Raw genomic sequence first — 19,266 nt, 5'->3', positions numbered from 1 at the left:
AGGTTTTACCGACCCCGCTTGCCCGGCAAGGGCGCAAACAACGCTTCGATTTCCTCGTCCCCCAGTCGCCACTGCCCAGCCTTGCCTCCGTCAAGCAGGCTGGTGGCCAGCGCTGCTTTCTCCTGCTGCAACAGCTGGATCTTTTCCTCCACCGTGCCGCGGGTAATCAGCTTGAACACGAAGACGGGCTTGTCCTGGCCGATGCGATAGGCCCGGTCGGTCGCCTGGTTTTCGCTGGCCGGGTTCCACCACGGGTCGTAATGAATCACGGTGTCGGCTGCTGTCAGGTTCAAGCCCACCCCGCCTGCCTTGAGGCTGATCAGAAAGACCTGGCTATCCCCCGCCTGGAATTGCTGGACAGGGGTGCGACGGTCGCGGGTGTCACCGGTCAACAGGCTGTAGCGAATGCTGCGTTTTTTCAGTTCCTGCTCGATCAACGCCAGCATCGAGGTGAACTGGGAGAACAGCAGCACGCGGCGGCCTTCGCTCATCAGCTCTTCGAGCATCTCCAGCAGCGCGCCCAGCTTGCCCTTGTCGCTCTGGTTGCCCTTGATATCCACGCCCTTGACCAGGCGCAGATCGCAACACACCTGGCGCAGCTTGAGCAGTGCATCGAGAATGACGATCTGGCTGCGTGCGGCACCATTACGGGCTACCTCGTCGCGAACCTTCTTGTCCATCGCCACCCGCACGGCCTCGTAGGTGTCACGCTGTGCGTCGCTCAGTTCGACCCAGTGCACCAGTTCCGTCTTGGCTGGCAGTTCGGTGGCGACCTGCTCCTTCGTGCGGCGCAGCAGGAAGGGTCGAATGCGCGTGATCAGGTGGGTCAGGCGCTCGGTGTTGCCCTGGCGCTCGATCGGCGTGCGGTAGTCCTGGTTGAAACGCTTGAGGTCACCCAGCCAGCCGGGCATCAGGAAGTGGAAGATCGACCACAGCTCGCCGAGGTTGTTTTCCATCGGTGTACCGGTCAGGCACAGGCGCTGGCTAGCCTGCAGTTGGCACACAGCCATGGCGGCCTTGCTGGTGCTGCTCTTGATGTTCTGCGCCTCGTCGAGCAACAGCAGGTGCCATGGCTGCGCACGCAAATGCGCGAGGTCGCGGGGCACCAGGGCATAGGTGGTCAGGATGAGGTCGTAATCCTGCAGACGGGTGAAATGCTTGCTGCGTGCTGGCCCGTGCAGGGCCAGTACCCGAAGGTCAGGTGCAAAACGCTGCGCCTCGTCCAGCCAATTGGGTAGCAGGCTGGTCGGCATGACCGCCAGTGCTGGCGTCGTCAAACGGCCCGCTTCTTTTTCCAGCAGCACATGGGCAAGGGCTTGTAAGGTTTTGCCCAGGCCCATGTCATCCCCAAGGATGCCACCGGTGCCCATCTCCCGCAGTGCTTGCAGCCAGTTGAGCCCTTGCTGCTGGTAGCCGCGCAGGCTGGCGTGCAAGCCGGCAGGTGGGGTGACCTGCAGATCCCTGGCATCCCGCAGGCGGCGACCCAAATCGCGCACATGCTCCCCGCCTTCCCAATGCAGCGGCAGCGCTTCGATCCCGTTCAGGCGCGCAGCGTCTGCTCGGCTCATACGCAGTGCCGTTCCGGCTTCGGGTTCGCTCATGTACAGCTCGCCCAAGGTCGCCATCACGGCCTTGACCCGGCCATAAGGCAGTGCCACGCGCAGGGCGGAGGCGTCGATCCGGCCACGGTTGAGATCGATCAGCAGGTGCTCCTCGTCATTGCGCTTGGCCAGTTCGCTGGGGCGCAGCAGCTCAGGGCTATTGCGCAATAGTTGCAGCACGATGGGCAGCAGGCTGTGCCGCTGTCCATCGACGACGATACCCAGTTCGAGGTCGAACCATTCATGGCCTGGCGTTTCATCGACGGTGGCGTACCAGTCCTCCACTTCCTGCAAGTCGAACGCGAAGTCGCGGTTGACATCCACCTGCCAGCCCGCCTCACGCAGCCGGGGCAGGTCTGTACGCACGAACTGCAGCCAGGCTTCGTCGTCGGCGAGCAGGAACATCTCGCCCGCGCTGTCGGGCAGCGCCTTGCTCTGCCGGGTCGCGACCTTGAACCCCATGTCGCGCAGGGCATTGCGCAGGGCTTGCTCAGCCTTGGGTTGGCGGCTGATGCGCTGGCTCACACTGCCCACCAGGCGCGTGAGCGGCTTGTCGGTATTACCGCTGGCCGACAGGCCGTCGTAGTCGAACGACAACGCGGCACGATGCTGCATCTGGCGCTGCATGCGGCCGGTTTTGGGCATGTAGGCGGTGAACTCCAGGCTCCCGAGCGCCAGGTGCGCCTTGGGCTGGATGTCATCGACGTGTTGCTCCTCGACCTCGGTCGGCGTCGGCACGGCATGGCTCAAGGCATTGAGCTTGTGGCTGAGTGGCACGACCAGGTGCTCCGGCACTTCGGGTGCGAGGGTCAGTTGCATTGCAACGTGGGGGTTGAGCCCATGTTCGAGGATACCGATCTCATGGGTGACCATGTCCAGGTAGTACAGCGGAAGCAACGGGATGACGCAGTTGGTTTTATCCCCGCCGGTGAACCACAAGCCACGGTACGCACCATTGTCTTGGCGCACCCAGCGAAACTCGCCCTGGCGCGCCGGTCCGGCCAACAGTGGCGGTTGGGTGTCGAACAGGTACAGTCGGCCCGTGTCGATGATGCGCTGGAGCAACTCACCGCCTTCGGCCCCGGTCAGCCTGTAGCCTCGCTCCTGGCCGCCCCCCTGATTGAGCGAGGAGAGCAGACGCAGGATGCGCGCGTCTTCTTCGGTCACGAACTTCGGTCGGTCGTACAGGAAGTCGTAGACCGACTGCACCCGGCTGAAGCGAATGCCGTCTTCGGTTTCGGCGCCCTTGCGCACGACCACTGAGCAACTGGCATCGTCCTGAAGGCGCAAGTTGTAGCAGACCGAGCGCCCGCGCCTGTCCTTGCCCGGTTCGACTGGCGCGGGCGCTTGTTCGAGATTGCTGAGCCAATGTTGAAGCTCGGCTGACATCTTTGCAGAGGTGGGCTTGGCTATCAGTGGCGTGTCGAAGGGGTCGCTGATCAGCAGCAGCGCAGCCGCGCAGTGCTTGCAGTTGCGCGCAACAGGGCAACTGCACCGGCCTTTTACGAGCAGGCGCCCGGCATGCACGCTCACTTCGATGTCCTGCCGGTAGGTTTGTCCTGCACTGCCTTTGCACAGAGCGGAAAACCTTTGCCCGTTTAGGTACTCCAGCTCGGACATGCCCTCGCTCGCGTAAACCTCGCCTCGCCTCAGAGTGCCTGCGTCGAAACATTCGATCCAGTTGGGGTACTCGTTCAGCAGCTCGAAGGCATCCGGTCCATTGCGGCTCATGGGCTACTGCTCCAGCATGTCCAGCGATGGCATCTTGGGTGTGCCGGGTGGGGTGATCTTCAGGAGCATGGCCAGATGGCCGCCGTCCAGGTAGGTCAGTTGTCCGCCTTTCACATTGCTGTTGGCCTGGCGAAACTGCTCGCTCTGCAGCACGCTGCCGTTGCTGTCGAGCTGGTTGACCCAGAGGTTGGCTTCAACCTGGATGAAGCGGCCCTGGGTGATGCTCAGGTTGCCCTCGATCGGGAAATGGCCGAACTGCTCGGCACCCTCACCCAATGCGATGCGACTGGGCCCATCGCCTACCTGCTGTTGCCAGGCCCGATGCATGAGCACCGTGTAGTCGGCCGTGGCGCCCAGGCGCGTGGCCTCGTCTTCCAGGGCTGGGCGCTGCTCTGCGCTCTTGTCCAGCCGTGGCGCCCCAGCGCTCCAGTCTTCGGGAGCGAAGGGGCTGGTGAACGCGGGTACGTTGTTCTGCCGTACCAGGATCATTTCGACCTGGTACGGGCCCTGGGCGAATGCCGCTGGGGCAAACGCCACCAGCAGCAGGGTCAGACAGCGAATGGCGCGCATGGATCTTCCTTAGGCAGGCTTTGGTGTCAGGCGCTCGAACAGCGCCTCAAGGGTGTTGAAGCGCTCATCAGGCCGTTCCATTGGAACCAGGAAGCGGAACTGAGTGGCGCCCTCGAACTTGTAGCGCTTGGGCTGGCTCTGGATCAGCTTGATCAGGGTCAGAGGATCGACCGGCGTTTCGGCCTCGAACTCCAGCTTGCCGCCGTTGGGGCCGGCGTCGACTTTCTTGATGCCAAGTTTCTCCGCCTGCAACTTGAGCAGCGTCAGGCGCATGAGGTTCTTGGTGGGCTCTGGCAGAAGGCCGAAGCGATCGATCATTTCGACCTGCAGGTCCTTGAGCCCTTCCTCATCGGCTGCCGAGGCGATGCGCTTGTACAGGATCAGCCGCGCATGCACGTCCGGCAGGTAGTCCTCGGGGATCAGGGCCGGCAGGCGCAGGTTGATTTCCGGGCCGCCGCCCAGTGGTTGCTCCAGGTTGGGCTGGGTGCCCTTGCGGATCGCCTTGACGGCGCGCTCGAGCATTTCCATGTACAGGGTAAAGCCCACCGCCTGAATCTGGCCGCTCTGGCCATCCCCGAGCAATTCGCCAGCCCCGCGGATTTCCAGGTCGTTGGTCGCGAGCACGAACCCGGCGCCCAGGTCTTGAGTGTTGGCGATGGCTTCGAGGCGTTTTTCGGCGTCGCCGCTGACCTTCTGGCGCGTTGGCGTCAGCAGGTAGGCATAGGCCTGGTGGTGGCTGCGACCGACTCGGCCACGCAGTTGATGCAGCTGGGCCAGGCCGAACTTGTCGGCACGCTCGATGACGATGGTGTTGGCGCTGGGCACGTCGATGCCGGTTTCGATGATGGTCGAGGCCACCAGCACGTTGAAGCGCTTGTGGTAGAAGTCGCTCATCACCTGTTCCAGCTCGCGCTCGCGCATCTGGCCGTGGCCAATGCCGATGCGCGCCTCGGGGACCAGCTCGGCCAGGTCGGCGGCGCATTTCTCGATGGTTTTCACATCGTTGTGCAGGTAGTACACCTGGCCGCCGCGCAGCAGTTCGCGCAGCAGTGCTTCCTTGACGGTGCTGTTGTTCTGTTCCATGACGAAGGTGCGCACCGACAGGCGCCGCGCCGGTGGCGTGGCGATGATCGACAGATCGCGCATACCCGCCACAGCCATGTTCAAGGTGCGCGGGATGGGCGTGGCGGTCAGGGTGAGGATGTCCACTTCGCTGCGCAGCGCCTTGAGCTGCTCTTTCTGACGCACACCGAAACGATGCTCTTCGTCGATGATGGCCAGGCCCAGGTCCTTGAAGCGCACATCGTCCTGGAGCAGCTTGTGGGTGCCGATCAGGATGTCGATCTTGCCCTCGGCCAGCTCGGCCGCGGCGGTGGCCACTTCCTTGGCCGATTTGAAGCGGCTCATCACCTCGACGGTGACCGGCCAGTCCGCGAATCGGTCGCGGAAACTGTTGTAATGCTGCTGGGCCAGCAGGGTAGTGGGCACCAACACAGCCACCTGGCGACCGCTGTGCACGGCGATGAACGCTGCACGCATGGCCACCTCGGTCTTGCCGAAGCCCACGTCGCCGCACACCAGGCGGTCCATGGGCTTGGGCGCCAGCATGTCGGCGCGTACCGCTTCGATGGCCGCTTGCTGGTCGGGGGTTTCCTCGAACGGGAAGCCTGCGCTGAACGTGGCGTAGTCGGCGGCGGGGTCGGCGAACGCATAACCCTTGCGCGCTGCTCGGCGGGCATAGATGTCGAGCAGCTCGGCGGCGACATCGCGTACCTGTTCGGCAGCCTTGCGCTTGGCTTTCTGCCAGGTTTCCGAGCCCAGGCGGTGCAGGGGCGCCAGCGCGTCATCGCTGCCGGTGTAGCGGGCGATCAGGTGCAGGTTGGCAACCGGTACGTAGAGCTTGGCGCCCTCGGCGTATTCAAGGGTAAGGAACTCGGCGGCCTGGCCGTCGATTTCCAGCGTGGCCAAGCCCAGGTAGCGGCCTACGCCATGGTCGATGTGCACCACCGGTGCACCTTCGCGCAGCTCGGTCAGGTTCTTGATGACGGCGTCGTTGGCGGTTTCGCCGCGCTTGTCGCGGCGGCGGCGCTGCATCACCCGCTGACCGAACAGCGGGCTTTCGGCGATCAGGGCCATGGCCGGATCGTCGAGCAGCAGGCCTTCGTCGAGCGGTGCGATGGTGATGTTCAGGCGTTCGTTGCCGGTGACGAAGTCGGTCCAGCCTTCAACCGTGTTCGGGCGCAGCTTGAGCCGTTCGAGCAGCTCGAGCAGCACTTCGCGGCGCCCGGCCGATTCTGCGGTGAACAACACGCGGCCATCGAACTGGTCGAGAAACCCTGCCAATGCCGCCAGCGGCTGGTTGGCCTTGGCTTCGATGGCAAGGTCGGGCAGGGCGCGGGCGGCGAAGCGCTGGCGCCCGGCGCCGGGGTCCAGGTCATCGCGGCTGACCACCACCCTTGGCCACTGCTTGAGGCGTGCGAAACAGTCTTCCACTGGCATGAACAGCTCGGCCGGCGGCAGCAAGGGCCGGCTCAGGTCGCCCCGGCGGTCCTCATAGCGCCCACGCACGTCGTTCCAGAAATGCTCGGCCGCCTGCTCGACGCCCGGCAGCGAAAACACCTGGGTATCGGCTGGCAAGTAGTCGAACAGGGTCGAGGTTTCTTCGAAGAACAGCGGCAGGTAGTACTCGATGCCTGACGGGATGATGCCGCTGGCCAGGTCCTGGAAGATCGCGCTGCGGCGAAAATCCACGTCGAAACGCTCGCGAAAGCGTGCCTTGAACCGAGTGACTTCCTCTTTTTGCATCGGAAATTCGCGAGCCGGCAGCAGGCGAATGGAGTCGACCTTGTCGATCGAGCGCTGGGTCTCGGGGTCGAACGTGCGCAGCGTCTCGATTTCGTCGTCGAACAGGTCGATGCGGTAGGGCAGCTTGCTGCCCATCGGGAACAGGTCGATCAAGGCCCCACGCACGGCGAACTCGCCATGCTCATAGACGGTGTCGACGCAGCGGTAGCCACTGGCTTCGAGGCGGCTGCGCATCTGCTCCACATCGATGGTCTGGCCCACGTCCAGCACCAGGCTGCTGCCTAGCAGGAAGCGGGTAGGGGCCAGGCGATGCAAGGCCGTGGTAATGGGCACCACCAGGATGCCGTGGCTCAGCTCGGGCAACCGGTACAGGCTGGCGATGCGCTGGGAGATGATGTCCTGGTGGGGCGAGAACAGGTCGTAGGGCAGGGTCTCCCAGTCGGGAAACGGCAGCACTGGCAACTCGGGCGCGAAGAACTTCAGTTCCTGCTCCAGGCGGTCGGCGGCCTGGCTGTCTGCCGTCAGTAGCAGGGTAAAGCGGCCAGCGCTGCTGGCGGCCTCGGCGATGGCAAGGCTGAGGGCGGCACCGGGCAGGTTGCCCCAGGTTTGTTTGCCGGCGGTAGCCGACAGTTGCGGTAGGCGCAGAACTGACACGGGAGATTGCACTCCAAGCGTTTCGGCAAAGAGACCGATTGTACCGGTGACGCTGGCGGCTGTCAGGCTCCAATGGGGCAGGATGATCGATGTGCGTGACCTCGACAGGCGCTCATTGCCGGTTACGCATCGGGGCGTCATAATGTAGCCCCTTTTTTCTGTCCCTACATGTGGAAGGTTCCCGTGACTCAGAAGCCCGACCAGTGTCTTGGTGAGTGGATCGATCGTGAAGCCCTGGCTGAAGCGATGATCCCGCTTATCGGTCAGCTCTACCGCAACAACAATGTGGTGAGCTCGATCTATGGCCGCAGCCTGATCAACCGTTCGGTTATCTCGATCCTCAAGGCACACCGCTTTGCGCGTCATCGCCAGACCGACGAAACCGAACTGTCCGTTCACGAGACATTCCCCCTGCTCAAGGCCATGAGCGAGCTGAAGCTGGGCGCCGCCTCGGTCGACCTGGGCAAGCTGGCCAACAAGTTCAAGCTCGAAGGCAACGGCCGCAGCGCCGAGCAGTTCGTGCGTGAGGAGCTGGCCGACGTGGTGGGCCAGCAGAACGCCGCTGCGCGCAAGGGCACCGACGTCGTGCTGTATGGTTTCGGCCGTATCGGTCGCCTGCTGGCGCGTATCCTGATCGAGAAGACCGGTGGCGGCGACGGCCTGCGCCTGCGTGCCATCGTCGTGCGCAAAGGCGCCGAGAACGATCTGGTCAAGCGTGCCAGCCTGCTGCGTCGTGACTCGGTGCACGGGCCGTTCGATGGCACCATCACCATCGACGAAGCCAACAACACCCTGACGGCCAACGGCAACCTGATCCAGATCATCTATGCCAAGAACCCGAGCGAAGTCGACTACACCCAGTACGGTATCGACAACGCGCTGATCGTGGACAACACCGGCGTATGGCGTGATGCCGACGGCCTGGGCCAGCATCTGGCGTGCCCGGGTGCCAGCCGCGTGATCCTCACCGCACCTGGCAAGGGTGCCCTGAAGAACATCGTGCACGGCATCAACCATGGCGAGATCACGGCCGATGACAAGATCATCTCCGCCGCCTCCTGCACCACCAACGCCATCGTGCCGGTGCTCAAGGCCGTCAACGACCAGTACGGCATCGTCAACGGCCACGTCGAAACCGTTCACTCGTTCACCAACGACCAGAACCTGATCGACAACTTCCACAAGGGCAGCCGCCGTGGCCGCGCCGCGCCGCTGAACATGGTCATCACCGAAACCGGTGCTGCCACCGCCGCCGCCAAGGCCCTGCCAGTGCTCAAGGGCAAGTTGACCGGCAACGCCATTCGCGTGCCGACGCCGAACGTGTCGATGGCCATCCTCAACCTGAACCTGGAAAAGGCCACCAGCCGCGAGGAAATCAACGAGTACCTGCGCCAGACGGCCATGCACTCGGACCTGCACAAGCAGATCGACTACGTCAGCTCCCAGGAAGTGGTCTCCACCGACTTCGTGGGCTCGCGCCACGCCGGTGTGGTAGACGCCGAAGCCACCATCTGCAACGACAACCGCGTCGTGCTGTACGTGTGGTATGACAACGAGTTCGGCTACAGCTGCCAGGTCGTGCGCGTGATGGAAGACATGGCCGGGGTCAACCCACCTGCCTTTCCACGCTGATCGGCCGTTCAGACGCTGAACACACGGGAACCTTCGGGTTCCCGTTTTCGTTTGGGCGGCCGGGCACGGGTGCTTGTACTCGCAGAGCGCAGGGGGCACCGAGTGACTCAACGCGACATTTCAGGGACAATGACCGCCGTTTGGCAGGTGCCTGAGCGGTTTTTTCGCCTGAGCAGGTAGTGAAAGGTGATCGAAAGCGGGGACGAGGATGATTGCCGCCAAGGAGAAGGTGGTTTATGTAGTGCGGGCGAAATTGGCCTACGACGCGACCAAGGGTTAATGTGCGCGCCGTTCATGCTTGATTAGACTGCACCCGATTTTTTCTCATGGCGCCCAGGCGGCATGATCGTGCGCCGCAAGCGACCGTGGCTTGCGGGCCAGTTCTGAAGGAGTACGCATGGCTGTCTACAACTACGACGTAGTGGTGCTGGGTTCCGGCCCAGCCGGGGAAGGTGCGGCAATGAACGCCGCCAAAGCAGGGCGCAAGGTGGCGATGGTCGACACCCGCCGCCAGGTCGGGGGTAACTGCACCCACTTGGGCACCATCCCCTCCAAGGCACTGCGTCACTCGGTGCGGCAGATCATGCAGTTCAACACCAACACCATGTTCCGCGCCATCGGCGAGCCGCGTTGGTTCTCCTTCCCGGACGTGCTCAAGAGCGCCGAGAAGGTCATCGCCAAACAGGTGGCCTCGCGTACGGGCTACTATGCCCGCAACCGCGTCGACCTGTTCTTCGGCACCGGCAGCTTCGCCGACGAGCAGACCGTCGAAGTGGTCTGCCCCAATGGCGTGGTAGAAAAACTCAACGCCAAGCACATCATCATTGCCACCGGTTCGCGCCCTTACCGGCCAGCAGACATCGACTTCAACCACCCGCGTGTGTACGACAGCGACACCATCCTCAGCTTGAGCCATACCCCGCGCAAGCTGATCGTCTATGGCGCCGGCGTGATCGGGTGCGAGTACGCCTCGATCTTCAGCGGCCTGGGTGTGCTGGTCGAGCTGGTGGACAACCGTGGGCAATTGCTCAGCTTCCTGGATTCGGAAATCTCCCAGGCCCTGAGCTACCACTTCAGCAACAACAACATCACCGTGCGCCACAACGAAGATTATGAGCGGGTCGAGGGGCTGGACAACGGTGTCATCCTGCACCTGAAGTCGGGCAAGAAGATCAAGGCCGATGCCTTGCTCTGGTGCAACGGGCGTACCGGCAACACCGACAAGCTGGGGCTTGAGAACATCGGCATCAAGGTCAACAGCCGCGGCCAGATCGAAGTGGACGAGGCCTACCGCACCAGCGTGCCGAACATCTACGGCGCCGGCGACGTGATTGGCTGGCCAAGCCTGGCCAGTGCCGCGCACGACCAGGGCCGCTCGGCCGCAGGGAGCATCGTCGACAACGGCAGCTGGCGTTTCGTCAACGATGTACCGACGGGTATCTACACCATTCCGGAGATCAGCTCGATCGGCAAGAACGAGCAGGAACTGACCCAGGCCAAGGTGCCCTATGAAGTGGGCAAGGCCTTCTTCAAGAGCATGGCCCGGGCGCAGATTGCCGGTGAGCCCCAGGGCATGCTGAAAATCCTGTTCCACCGCGAGACGCTGCAGGTGCTGGGTGTGCACTGCTTCGGCTATCAGGCGTCGGAAATCGTGCATATCGGTCAGGCGGTGATGAACCAGCCGGGCGAGCTGAACAACCTCAAGTACTTCGTGAACACCACGTTCAACTACCCGACCATGGCCGAAGCCTATCGGGTAGCGGCCTATGACGGTCTGAACCGGCTTTTTTGAGCGGCTCCGACCGGTGGCCTGAGCCGGTCGGAGAGACCGAATTCAACCCTGCCCGAGGGTGGTCCTGGCCAAACCGGGAAAGTCTGTAATCAGGCTGTCCACGCCAAAATCAGCGAGCCGGCGCATCAGTGCCGGCTCGTTGACCGTCCATACCGACACGTGCAAGCCCTGCTTTTGCGCTTTTTGCAGGCGTTCCGGGGTGCACAGCGTCCAGTTCAAGGCCAGCATCTGGCAACCATAGTTCTGTGCAACTTTCAGCGGGTCGAGCCAGGCGTACTCGGCCACCAGGCCGCGTTGCACATCCGGCACCAGTTCTTGAGCGGCGCCCAGCACTTCGCGTGAACTGGAGGTGATCGTTACCTTGTCCAACAAGCCAAACTGTTGGGCCAGTTCGCGAATGGCCAGCACCGTGCTGGCTGCGCGGGTGCGCGAGGCGCTCTTGACCTCCAGCTGCCAGTGCTCGAACGGGCATTTCTCGAACAACTCTTCCAGGCGTGGGATGGGGCAGGGCTGGACCCAGCCCGGGCCACCCTGACGTGCGTCGAGCTTGACCAGGTCTTCGGCCGGGTGCTCGACCACCTTGCCGCGCTTGCCGGTGGTGCGCTTGAGGGTAGGGTCATGGATCACCATCAGCTGGTTGTCGGCCGACAGGTGCAGATCCAGCTCGCAGCGCATGATGCCGTGGGACAGGCACTGGCGGAAGCTGTTCAGGGTGTTCTCGGGCGCTTCGCCCTTGGCGCCGCGATGGCCATAGATCAGGGTCACGTTCGTTCCTTCAGTGAGAAAAATGGAGTCAGGATGATGGGGCGTTCTGTTCCAGTTGCTGGCGTCTTTGCTGCTGCTGGCGCTGCAGGATGTAGCGGGCAAGCAGCTGGCGCTGGGCATCGACCATGTCGATGAACTCGATGCCGACCTCGAAGCCCTCCTCGGGCCTGGCCTCGCAATGGGTGATCTTGCCACGCAACAGCAGGCCATGGGCGCGTGGCATCAGCACCATTTGTACCTTCACTTGGGTACCCGGTGCAAAAGGCCCTGGCTGGACGCACTCCAGGCCGCCTTCGGACATCACCACTGCCTGCGGTTGGCCTACCTCGCCCAGCAGGGTATGGGCGACCACGGCGCTGAGCACGTCCAGGCGCTTGTTCTGTACCCGCAGAAACGCTGCGAGGGTGCGGTCCTTGTCGCTGAGCTGGCGCAGCAGGTGCTGGGCCTCGAAGTCGGCCAGGTGCAGCTCGCTGAGCAGATTGAACAGTGGGGAATCATCCTGCAACACATCTGGATCAAGGGCTTGGGCCGCGCTCAATGGGCTGATTTGAAGTGCGATCCGATCAGCAATGCGGTAGTATTCGCGGCGATCTTCTTCGTCTAATGTCGTCATGGCGAACCCATGGTAGCGGCGGTGGTCCGAGTGTAAAGCCGCCGTAGGCGCCTCGCCACAAGGACGTTCCCTTCCATCCGAACAAGCCCCGACATGTTCAGACCTCTTTTCGCATTCATCGGCACGCGTTATACCCGTGCCAAACGTCGCAATCACTTCGTCTCGTTCATTTCCCTGACCTCGATGATCGGCCTCGCCCTGGGCGTGGTAGTCATGATCGTGGTGCTGTCGGTGATGAACGGGTTCGACCACGAGATGCGCACCCGCGTGTTGGGCATGATCCCTCACGCCACGCTCGAGAGCGGCCAGCCCATCGCCGACTGGCCTGCCCTTGCCGAACAAGTAAAGCAGAATCCGCAGGTGGTGGCGGTCGCGCCCTTCACCCAGATGCAGGGTTTGCTTACCCATGACGGCAAGGTGCAGAAGGTGTTGCTCAACGGCATCGATCCGGCCCGGGAACGGGAGGTGTCGATCATCGATAACTTCGTCCAGCAGGGCCAGCTGGACCAATTGGCGCCCGGTGAGTGGGGCATCATGATCGGCGACAAGGCGGCAGCCAAGCTGGGCGTGGCCGTCGGTGACAAACTCACCTTCGTGGCCCCGGAAGTCAGCGTTACACCGGCCGGCATGTTCCCGCGCATGAAGCGCTTCACCGTGGTCGGCACCTTCCATGTGGGGGCCGGCGAAATCGACGGTTACCTGGGGCTGACCAACATCGCCGACCTGTCGCGCCTGCACCGCTGGAAGCCCGACCAGGTGCAGGGCCTGCGCTTGAAGTTCGATGACCTGTTCCAGGCCCCGCGGGTGGCTTACGACATCGCCCAACAGCTGGGCGACCAGGACTTCTACAGCCGCGACTGGACTCGTACCCATGGCAACCTCTACCAGGCCATTCGCATGGAAAAAGCCATGATCGGCCTGCTGTTGCTGCTGATCGTCGCTGTTGCCGCGTTCAACATCATTTCCACGCTGGTGATGGTGGTCAACGACAAGCGAGGGGACATCGCCATTCTGCGCACGTTGGGTGCCACCCCCGGGCAGATCATGCTCATCTTCATGGTGCAGGGCACCGTGATCGGTGTCGTGGGCACGTTGATCGGCGCCGTGGTGGGCATCATCGCCGCGCTCAACGTCAGTACGGCCATCGCCGGGATCGAGCATTTGATCGGCCACAAATTCCTCAACGCCGACGTGTATTTCATCGATTACCTGCCCTCGCAGATCCAAGCCCAGGACGTGTACATGGTCTGTGGTGCGGCATTGGTCCTGAGTTTCTTCGCCACCCTGTACCCTGCCTGGCGTGCGGCACGCACCCAGCCGGCAGAGGCGTTACGTTATGAGTGAGTCGCGCATGAGTGATAAAGCCGTTCTGAGTTGCCGCAACCTGGGCAAGTCCTACGACGAGGGCCCCGAGTCGGTGCAGGTGTTGTCTGGCCTGAACCTGGAACTGCACGCCGGCGAGCGCATCGCCATCGTCGGCAGTTCGGGGTCGGGCAAGAGCACCTTGCTCAACCTGCTGGGCGGCCTGGATCGCCCCACACAGGGCAGCGTGTGGTTGGCCGGCGAGGAGCTGTCGGCGTTGGGCGAGCGCGCCCGTGGCCTGCTGCGCAACCGCGAGTTGGGCTTCGTGTACCAGTTTCATCACCTGCTGCCCGAATTCACGGCCCTGGAGAACGTGTGCATGCCGCTGCTCATCGGCCGTACCGCTATCCCAGAGGCGCGTGAACGTGCCGAGGCGCTGCTCAAACGCGTTGGGCTGGGGCATCGCCTCAATCACAAGCCGGCCGAGCTGTCTGGCGGTGAGCGTCAGCGGGTGGCCATTGCGCGTGCGCTGGTCAACCGCCCGGGCCTTGTGATGCTGGACGAACCCACCGGGAACCTCGATCACCACACTGCCCAAGGCATCCAGGAATTGATGCAGGAACTGTCCAGTGCTTCGCGCACGGCGTTCCTGGTGGTGACCCACGACCTGAGCCTTGCGCGTCAGATGGACCGTGTACTGAAACTCGACAATGGCCACCTGGTGGCGATCTGACCGACCGAGCGGGATGACCCTTTCATCCCGCGACCTGTTTTGATTGGGTGTATTCGCACATGTTCAGACCCCTGCCCATCTTCATCGGCGCGCGCTATACCCGGGCCAAGCGTCGCAACCATTTCATCTCGTTCATCTCCATGACCTCGATGATCGGCCTGTCCCTGGGCGTGCTGGCCATGATCGTGGTGCTGTCGGTGATGAACGGCTTCCAGCGCGAAATGAGCTCGCGCATCCTGGGCTTGGTCCCCCACGCGGCCATTCTGGGCCAGCAGCCGCTGGACAACTGGCAGCAGGTGGCCGATGCGGCCATGAAAAACCCTGCCGTGGTTGCCGCGGCCCCGATCACCGAGATGGAAGGCATGTTGTCCTATAAGGGCGCCATGCAACCCATTCAGGTGGGCGGTATCGATCCGGCCGAGGAAAACAAGGTTTCGATCGTAGGGCGGCACATCGTTCAGGGCCGCTTGCAGGACTTGCAGCCCGGCGAGTTCGGCGTGGTGATTGGCGAGCTGACGGCCCGCCGTTTTCGCCTGAATACCGGGGACAAACTGACCTTGATCGTGCCAGAGATCAGCAGCGAGCCTGGCGGGATCACCCCACGCATGCAGCGCTTGACCGTGGTGGGCATTTTCAAGGTGGGCGCCGAGCTCGATGGCTCCCAGGCCTACATTCACATGGCCGATGCCGCGACCATGCAGCGTTGGGCACCCGGCCAGGTTCAAGGTGTGCGGCTGAAACTGCATGACCTGTATGCCGCCCCGCAAGTGTCCAAGGCCATCGCAGCGCAGCTAGGCGAAGGCTACCGGGCAGATGACTGGTCCCACACCCAAGGCAGCCTGTTCAGCGCCATGAAGATGGAAAAGACCATGATCGGCCTGTTGTTGCTGATGATCATCGCCGTGGCCGCGTTCAACATCATCGCCACCTTGGTCATGGTGGTGAACGACAAAGGGCCGGATATCGCCATCCTGCGCACCCTGGGGGCTACGCCTGCGCAGATCATGGGGACATTCATGGTCCAGGGCAGCTTGATCGGCGTCGTCGGCACGCTGATCGGTGGGGTGCTCGGGGTCATCGCCGCGCTCAACGTGAGCCAGATCGTGGGCTGGCTGGAGCGCATCAGCGGTCAGCATATCTTCACCTCCGACGTGTACTTCATCAGCAGCCTGCCCTCGGAGCTGCAAAGCGGAGATGTGGTGATGATCTGCGCGGCAGGGCTGGTGATGAGCTTCCTGGCTACCCTCTACCCAGCCTACCGGGCTTCCCAGGTACAACCGGCCATTGGCCTGGCGGTTTGACCAAGCCTTTACCGGCCTGAGAAATCGAGCGTGAAGCGGGTCCACCCCGCCTCGCACGCCACCTGAATCCGCCCGCCATGGGCCTGCACGATCGACCGCGTGATCGCCAGGCCCAGCCCGGCATGTTCGCCCCCGCCTTCATGCCTGGACGGGTCCACCCGGTAGAAACGATCGAACAGCCTAGGCAATGCCGTCGCCTCGATGGCGCTGCCGGTATTGCTCACGGTGATGCGCGGTCCTGTCGCCAGCGTGATCCGCACCTGTCCCCCCGTCGGCGTGAAACGCAGGGCGTTGTCGAGCAAGTTGGAGAGCGCCCGGCGCAGCATGGTCCTGTCGCCGGGCAGCCACGCCTGTCCCTCGCGTGTCAGCTGCACGGCCGCTTCTTCAGCAGCCAGGGCGTAAAACTCCAATAGAGAATCCACTTCATCATGCAGGGCAAGTGGGGTGTCACCTGGTGTCAGTAGTCCCTGGTCAGCCTTGGCGAGAAAGAGCATGTCATTGATCATCTGCGCCATCGCCTGCAATTCTTCGAGGTTGTCGTGCAAGGCCTCTCGGTAGGTGTCGAGGCTGCGTGGGCGAGTCAGGGTGACCTGGGTGTGGGTCAGCAGGTTGGACAGCGGCGTGCGCAGCTCATGGGCGATGTCGGCCGAAAACGCCGACAGGCGCTGAAACGCATCGTCCAGGCGCTGCAGCATGGCATTGAGGCTGTCAGCCAATTGAGCCAGTTCGGCGGGCATTTGCTCCACGGGTAGCCGGGTGGTGAGCGAACGGGCAGAGACGCGTGCGGTGATGCGGCCCATCTGCCTCAAGGGCCGCAGGCCGCTGCGCGCCGCCCAGGCGCCCAGCAGGGCGGTGACCAGCGCCGACAGTCCGACTGTCAGCCAGATCAGGCGCTGCATGCCTTGCAGAAAATGCTGGTGATGGGTGATGTCAAGGTATAACACAAGGTACGGTGAGTTCGCGCTATCGGGCATCAGCGCCACAGCAAGGCTGCGGTAGTCAGTGCCCTGCGCATGCAGCGTCTTCAACCCCGTGGAGGAGGGCGCCGGGGGGAGGCCGGCCTGGCTCTCGAACCAAGTGACGCCCCCGCCCGAGGTGACCCGCACGGACAGGTCGGCCTGATGGCTCAGCTCCTCGCGCAGGGCCGGCAGGCGGGTTTGCAGGTCGGCCTGCGTGCCGACGTCCGTCAGGTGACGGCGCAACAACGACAAGCGCGAGGCCAGCAACTGCTGGTCAAGTTCGATGAAATGCTGCTCGCTGGCCTGATTGAACACCAGGCCCGCCCCGAGCGAAACCGCAGCGGTGCAGGCAGCGAACAGCAGCGCCAGGCGACTGGTCAGCGAAATGCGGCGCCTCACGATGGGCGCACTTCCAGCACATAACCCATGCCGCGTACCGTATGGATCAGCTTGTCCTCGTAGGCATCGTCCACCTTGGCCCGCAGTCGGCGGATGGCCACTTCGATCACGTTGGTGTCGCTGGCAAAGTTCATGTCCCAAACCTGGGACGCAATGAGCGCCTTGGACAGCACCTCGCCCTGACGGCGCAGCAGCAGTTCGAGCAAACCGAACTCCTTGGCGGTCAGGTCGATGCGCTGGCCGCCGCGCTCGACACGTCGACGAATCAGGTCAAGGCGCAGGTCTGCTACCGTCAGCAAGGTATCGGCACTGGGCGTGGAGCCGCGCCTGAGCAGGCTGCGCACGCGCGCTAGCAGCTCCGAGAAGGCGAATGGCTTGATCAGGTAATCATCAGCGCCCAGTTCCAAGCCATGTACCCGGTCCTCGACGGCATCGCGGGCGGTCAGGAACAGCACGGGCGTATCGATACCGGCTTGCCGCACGGCCTTGAGGATCTGCCAGCCGTCGCGCCCTGGCAGCATCACATCCAGGATCAGCAGGTCATGATCGCCCGTCAGGGCCAGAAACTGGCCTGTTTCGCCGTCGGTGGCCAGCTCCACCGTGAAGCCGGCCTCGCTCAGGCCCTGATGCAGGTACTGGCCAGTACGGGCCTGGTCTTCGACGATCAACAGTTTCATTGAGGCAAGCTCCGGCGGTTGATGCGGCGCGCCGCAGTGAGGTCCAGCCGGCGCGTGGGTGCCAGGATCATACGTGACCTGTGCGGCATTGAACCAAACTGACACGCTTGTAATGCAGCGGTCAGCTTGATGGCAGTCGCGTGGGCTTAATCTGGCGCCGTTCAATCCAACGCATGGGAGCCTCGATGTCTCGCTTTATCATTGCCTGCGCACTGACGCTGGCCAGTAGTTTTGCCCAGGCAGGCACCGCACACCCGCTAGCTTTCGGTGAGCCTGCACCAGCCGAGGAGGCCACCCGTACGGTTGAAGTGCGGCTCAAGGATATCGCCTTCGAGCCCGCCAGCCTCACTGTCAAGGCAGGTGAGACGGTACGCTTCGTGTTGATCAACGAGGGGCAGTTGCCCCACGAGTTCAACCTGGGTGACAAAGCCATGCATGCCGAACATCAAAAACAGATGGTTGCCATGCAAGCCAAGCTGTTCAATGCAGCCGCAGATGAGCAGGGCATGGGGCATGGCGACATGAGCGGGCACGATCACGGTGCAGGTCATGGGCATGGCGGCGGTAACACGGTGCTGGTGATGCCTGGCCAGCGCGCTGAGTTGACCTGGACCTTCAAGGCCTCTGCACCCATCGAATTCGCCTGCAATGTGCCAGGCCATTACCAAGCGGGCATGGTTGGGCCGCTGACCATCGAGTGAGGGGCGCTGCAAGGCGGCAAGCAACAGGGTAGACTGGGCGCCCTACGCGTCATCCTGTACACGACAGGGTTACCCCAGCAATGGGGGCGCGCACCGTACGAACGCTAGCGTCCACTCCACACTTTCAGGTCAGTTCCAATGCACCCTGCCGCCGAACACTCCCCGCTGGGCAAGTCCAGTGAATACGTCGCCACCTATTCCCCGGAGCTGCTGTTCCCGATCCCACGCACCGCCAAATGGGCGGAGCTGGGTGTCACCGCGCAGACGCTGCCCTGGCAAGGTGTGGATTACTGGAACTGTTTCGAGCTGTCCTGGCTGCTGCCCTCGGGCAAGCCCGTGGTAGCCATAGGCGAGTTCGCCATCCCCGCCGATTCGCCCAACATCATCGAATCGAAGTCATTCAAGCTGTACCTGAACTCCTTGAACCAGACCGTTTTCGCAGGCATCGAGCCCTTGCAGGCGTGCCTTGAGAAAGACCTTTCGGCGGCCGCCGGCAAGGCGGTAGGGGTGAAGGTGAGGACGCTGGAAGAGGTCGAGGCCCAAGGCGTGGTCGCTTTGCCAGGCACCTGTATCGATGGGCTGGATGTGGCTATTTCCAACTATGCGCAGCCGCAACCGGAGCTGTTGCAATGCGACGCTCATCAGGTGGTCGAAGAGACGCTGCACAGTCACCTGCTCAAATCCAACTGCCCGGTTACCGGTCAGCCGGACTGGGGAAGCGTGGTAGTGACCTATAAGGGCAGGGCGCTCGATCACGCCAGCCTGCTGACCTATCTCATCAGCTTCCGCCAGCATGCGGATTTCCATGAACAATGCGTCGAGCGCATTTACCTGGACCTGAAGAATCTCTTGCAGCCTGAGCACTTGACCGTTTATGCCCGGTATGTGCGCCGGGGTGGCCTGGATATCAACCCCTACCGCAGCATGGGGGAAATCGTCGTGAGCAATGGGCGCCTGGCCAGGCAGTGACCGCCGCCGGGGTGCGCCTGCGTTGAACCGCACCCGACCCTGACAACAGGCCGCGTGCTGTT

Annotated in this window: 14 protein-coding genes; 7 read left to right on the top strand and 7 right to left on the bottom strand. The window is 63.0% G+C overall.

Features of this window, described 5'->3' with window-relative positions:
* Positions 1-5: 5 nt before the first annotated feature.
* Genes FH041_RS10030 through mfd form a run of 3 tightly spaced genes read right to left on the bottom strand, consistent with a single transcriptional unit; the run spans position 6 to position 7,361 of the window.
* A complete protein-coding gene (locus tag FH041_RS10030; protein ID WP_140174536.1) occupies positions 6-3,332 on the bottom strand; it encodes a DEAD/DEAH box helicase in 3,327 nt (1,108 codons plus the stop codon).
* A gap of 3 nt (positions 3,333-3,335) precedes the next feature.
* The gene (locus FH041_RS10025) at positions 3,336-3,902 is read right to left on the bottom strand and encodes a peptidoglycan binding protein CsiV (RefSeq protein WP_027915084.1); all 567 of its coding nucleotides are present in this window, start codon (positions 3,900-3,902) and stop codon (positions 3,336-3,338) included.
* Positions 3,903-3,911: 9 nt separating this feature from the next.
* Complete coding sequence (gene mfd, locus FH041_RS10020; protein ID WP_140174534.1) at positions 3,912-7,361, bottom strand: transcription-repair coupling factor; 3,450 nt, start codon at positions 7,359-7,361, stop codon at positions 3,912-3,914.
* A gap of 168 nt (positions 7,362-7,529) precedes the next feature.
* Here mfd and FH041_RS10015 point away from each other — a divergent pair, with 168 nt between their 5' ends.
* Complete coding sequence (locus tag FH041_RS10015) at positions 7,530-8,993, top strand: glyceraldehyde-3-phosphate dehydrogenase (protein WP_027915082.1); 1,464 nt, start codon at positions 7,530-7,532, stop codon at positions 8,991-8,993.
* Positions 8,994-9,390: 397 nt separating this feature from the next.
* Positions 9,391-10,785 carry a Si-specific NAD(P)(+) transhydrogenase gene (gene sthA, locus FH041_RS10010; protein ID WP_023534167.1) on the top strand — a complete coding sequence of 465 codons (1,395 nt, stop codon included), beginning with the start codon at positions 9,391-9,393 and terminating at the stop codon, positions 10,783-10,785.
* Positions 10,786-10,827: 42 nt separating this feature from the next.
* Here the strand turns inward: sthA and FH041_RS10005 are convergent, their stop codons facing one another.
* Together FH041_RS10005 and FH041_RS10000 are read right to left on the bottom strand one after the other, a co-directional pair.
* Positions 10,828-11,550 (bottom strand): glycerophosphodiester phosphodiesterase, encoded by a 723-nt coding sequence (locus FH041_RS10005; RefSeq protein ID WP_027915081.1) that lies wholly within the window; start codon positions 11,548-11,550, stop codon positions 10,828-10,830.
* 28 nt (positions 11,551-11,578) lie between these two features.
* Entirely contained in the window at positions 11,579-12,163 is a 585-nt protein-coding gene (locus FH041_RS10000) for a PilZ domain-containing protein (protein WP_028687361.1), read from the bottom strand.
* Between the two features lie 93 nt (positions 12,164-12,256).
* Here FH041_RS10000 and FH041_RS09995 point away from each other — a divergent pair, with 93 nt between their 5' ends.
* Genes FH041_RS09995 through FH041_RS09985 form a run of 3 tightly spaced genes read left to right on the top strand, consistent with a single transcriptional unit; the run spans position 12,257 to position 15,499 of the window.
* Entirely contained in the window at positions 12,257-13,507 is a 1,251-nt protein-coding gene (locus FH041_RS09995; protein ID WP_028687360.1) for a lipoprotein-releasing ABC transporter permease subunit, read from the top strand.
* A 7-nt stretch (positions 13,508-13,514) separates the two neighbouring features.
* The gene (gene lolD, locus FH041_RS09990) at positions 13,515-14,198 is read left to right on the top strand and encodes a lipoprotein-releasing ABC transporter ATP-binding protein LolD (protein WP_174435400.1); all 684 of its coding nucleotides are present in this window, start codon (positions 13,515-13,517) and stop codon (positions 14,196-14,198) included.
* A 59-nt stretch (positions 14,199-14,257) separates the two neighbouring features.
* Positions 14,258-15,499, top strand: a complete 1,242-nt coding sequence (locus FH041_RS09985; protein WP_023534194.1) for a lipoprotein-releasing ABC transporter permease subunit — start codon at positions 14,258-14,260, stop codon at positions 15,497-15,499.
* 8 nt (positions 15,500-15,507) lie between these two features.
* Here the strand turns inward: FH041_RS09985 and FH041_RS09980 are convergent, their stop codons facing one another.
* Positions 15,508-16,857 (bottom strand): heavy metal sensor histidine kinase, encoded by a 1,350-nt coding sequence (locus FH041_RS09980; protein ID WP_028687359.1) that lies wholly within the window; start codon positions 16,855-16,857, stop codon positions 15,508-15,510.
* A complete protein-coding gene (locus FH041_RS09975; RefSeq protein ID WP_027915076.1) occupies positions 16,854-17,534 on the bottom strand; it encodes a heavy metal response regulator transcription factor in 681 nt (226 codons plus the stop codon). The genes FH041_RS09980 and FH041_RS09975 overlap by 4 nt, the downstream gene beginning before the upstream one ends.
* A gap of 185 nt (positions 17,535-17,719) precedes the next feature.
* On the opposite strand from FH041_RS09975, the gene FH041_RS09970 reads away from it, so the two are divergent.
* Positions 17,720-18,235 (top strand): plastocyanin/azurin family copper-binding protein, encoded by a 516-nt coding sequence (locus tag FH041_RS09970; RefSeq protein WP_049696301.1) that lies wholly within the window; start codon positions 17,720-17,722, stop codon positions 18,233-18,235.
* A 138-nt stretch (positions 18,236-18,373) separates the two neighbouring features.
* Positions 18,374-19,204 carry an NADPH-dependent 7-cyano-7-deazaguanine reductase QueF gene (gene queF, locus FH041_RS09965; RefSeq protein ID WP_049696300.1) on the top strand — a complete coding sequence of 277 codons (831 nt, stop codon included), beginning with the start codon at positions 18,374-18,376 and terminating at the stop codon, positions 19,202-19,204.
* Positions 19,205-19,266: the final 62 nt, after the last annotated feature.

This window comes from Pseudomonas sp. SWI7 (assembly GCF_006351945.1).
Taxonomy (GTDB): Bacteria; Pseudomonadota; Gammaproteobacteria; order Pseudomonadales; family Pseudomonadaceae; genus Aquipseudomonas; species Aquipseudomonas fulva.
The sequence above is the reverse complement of the archived record's forward strand: the minus strand, read 5'-3'. Positions and strand labels throughout refer to the sequence as shown.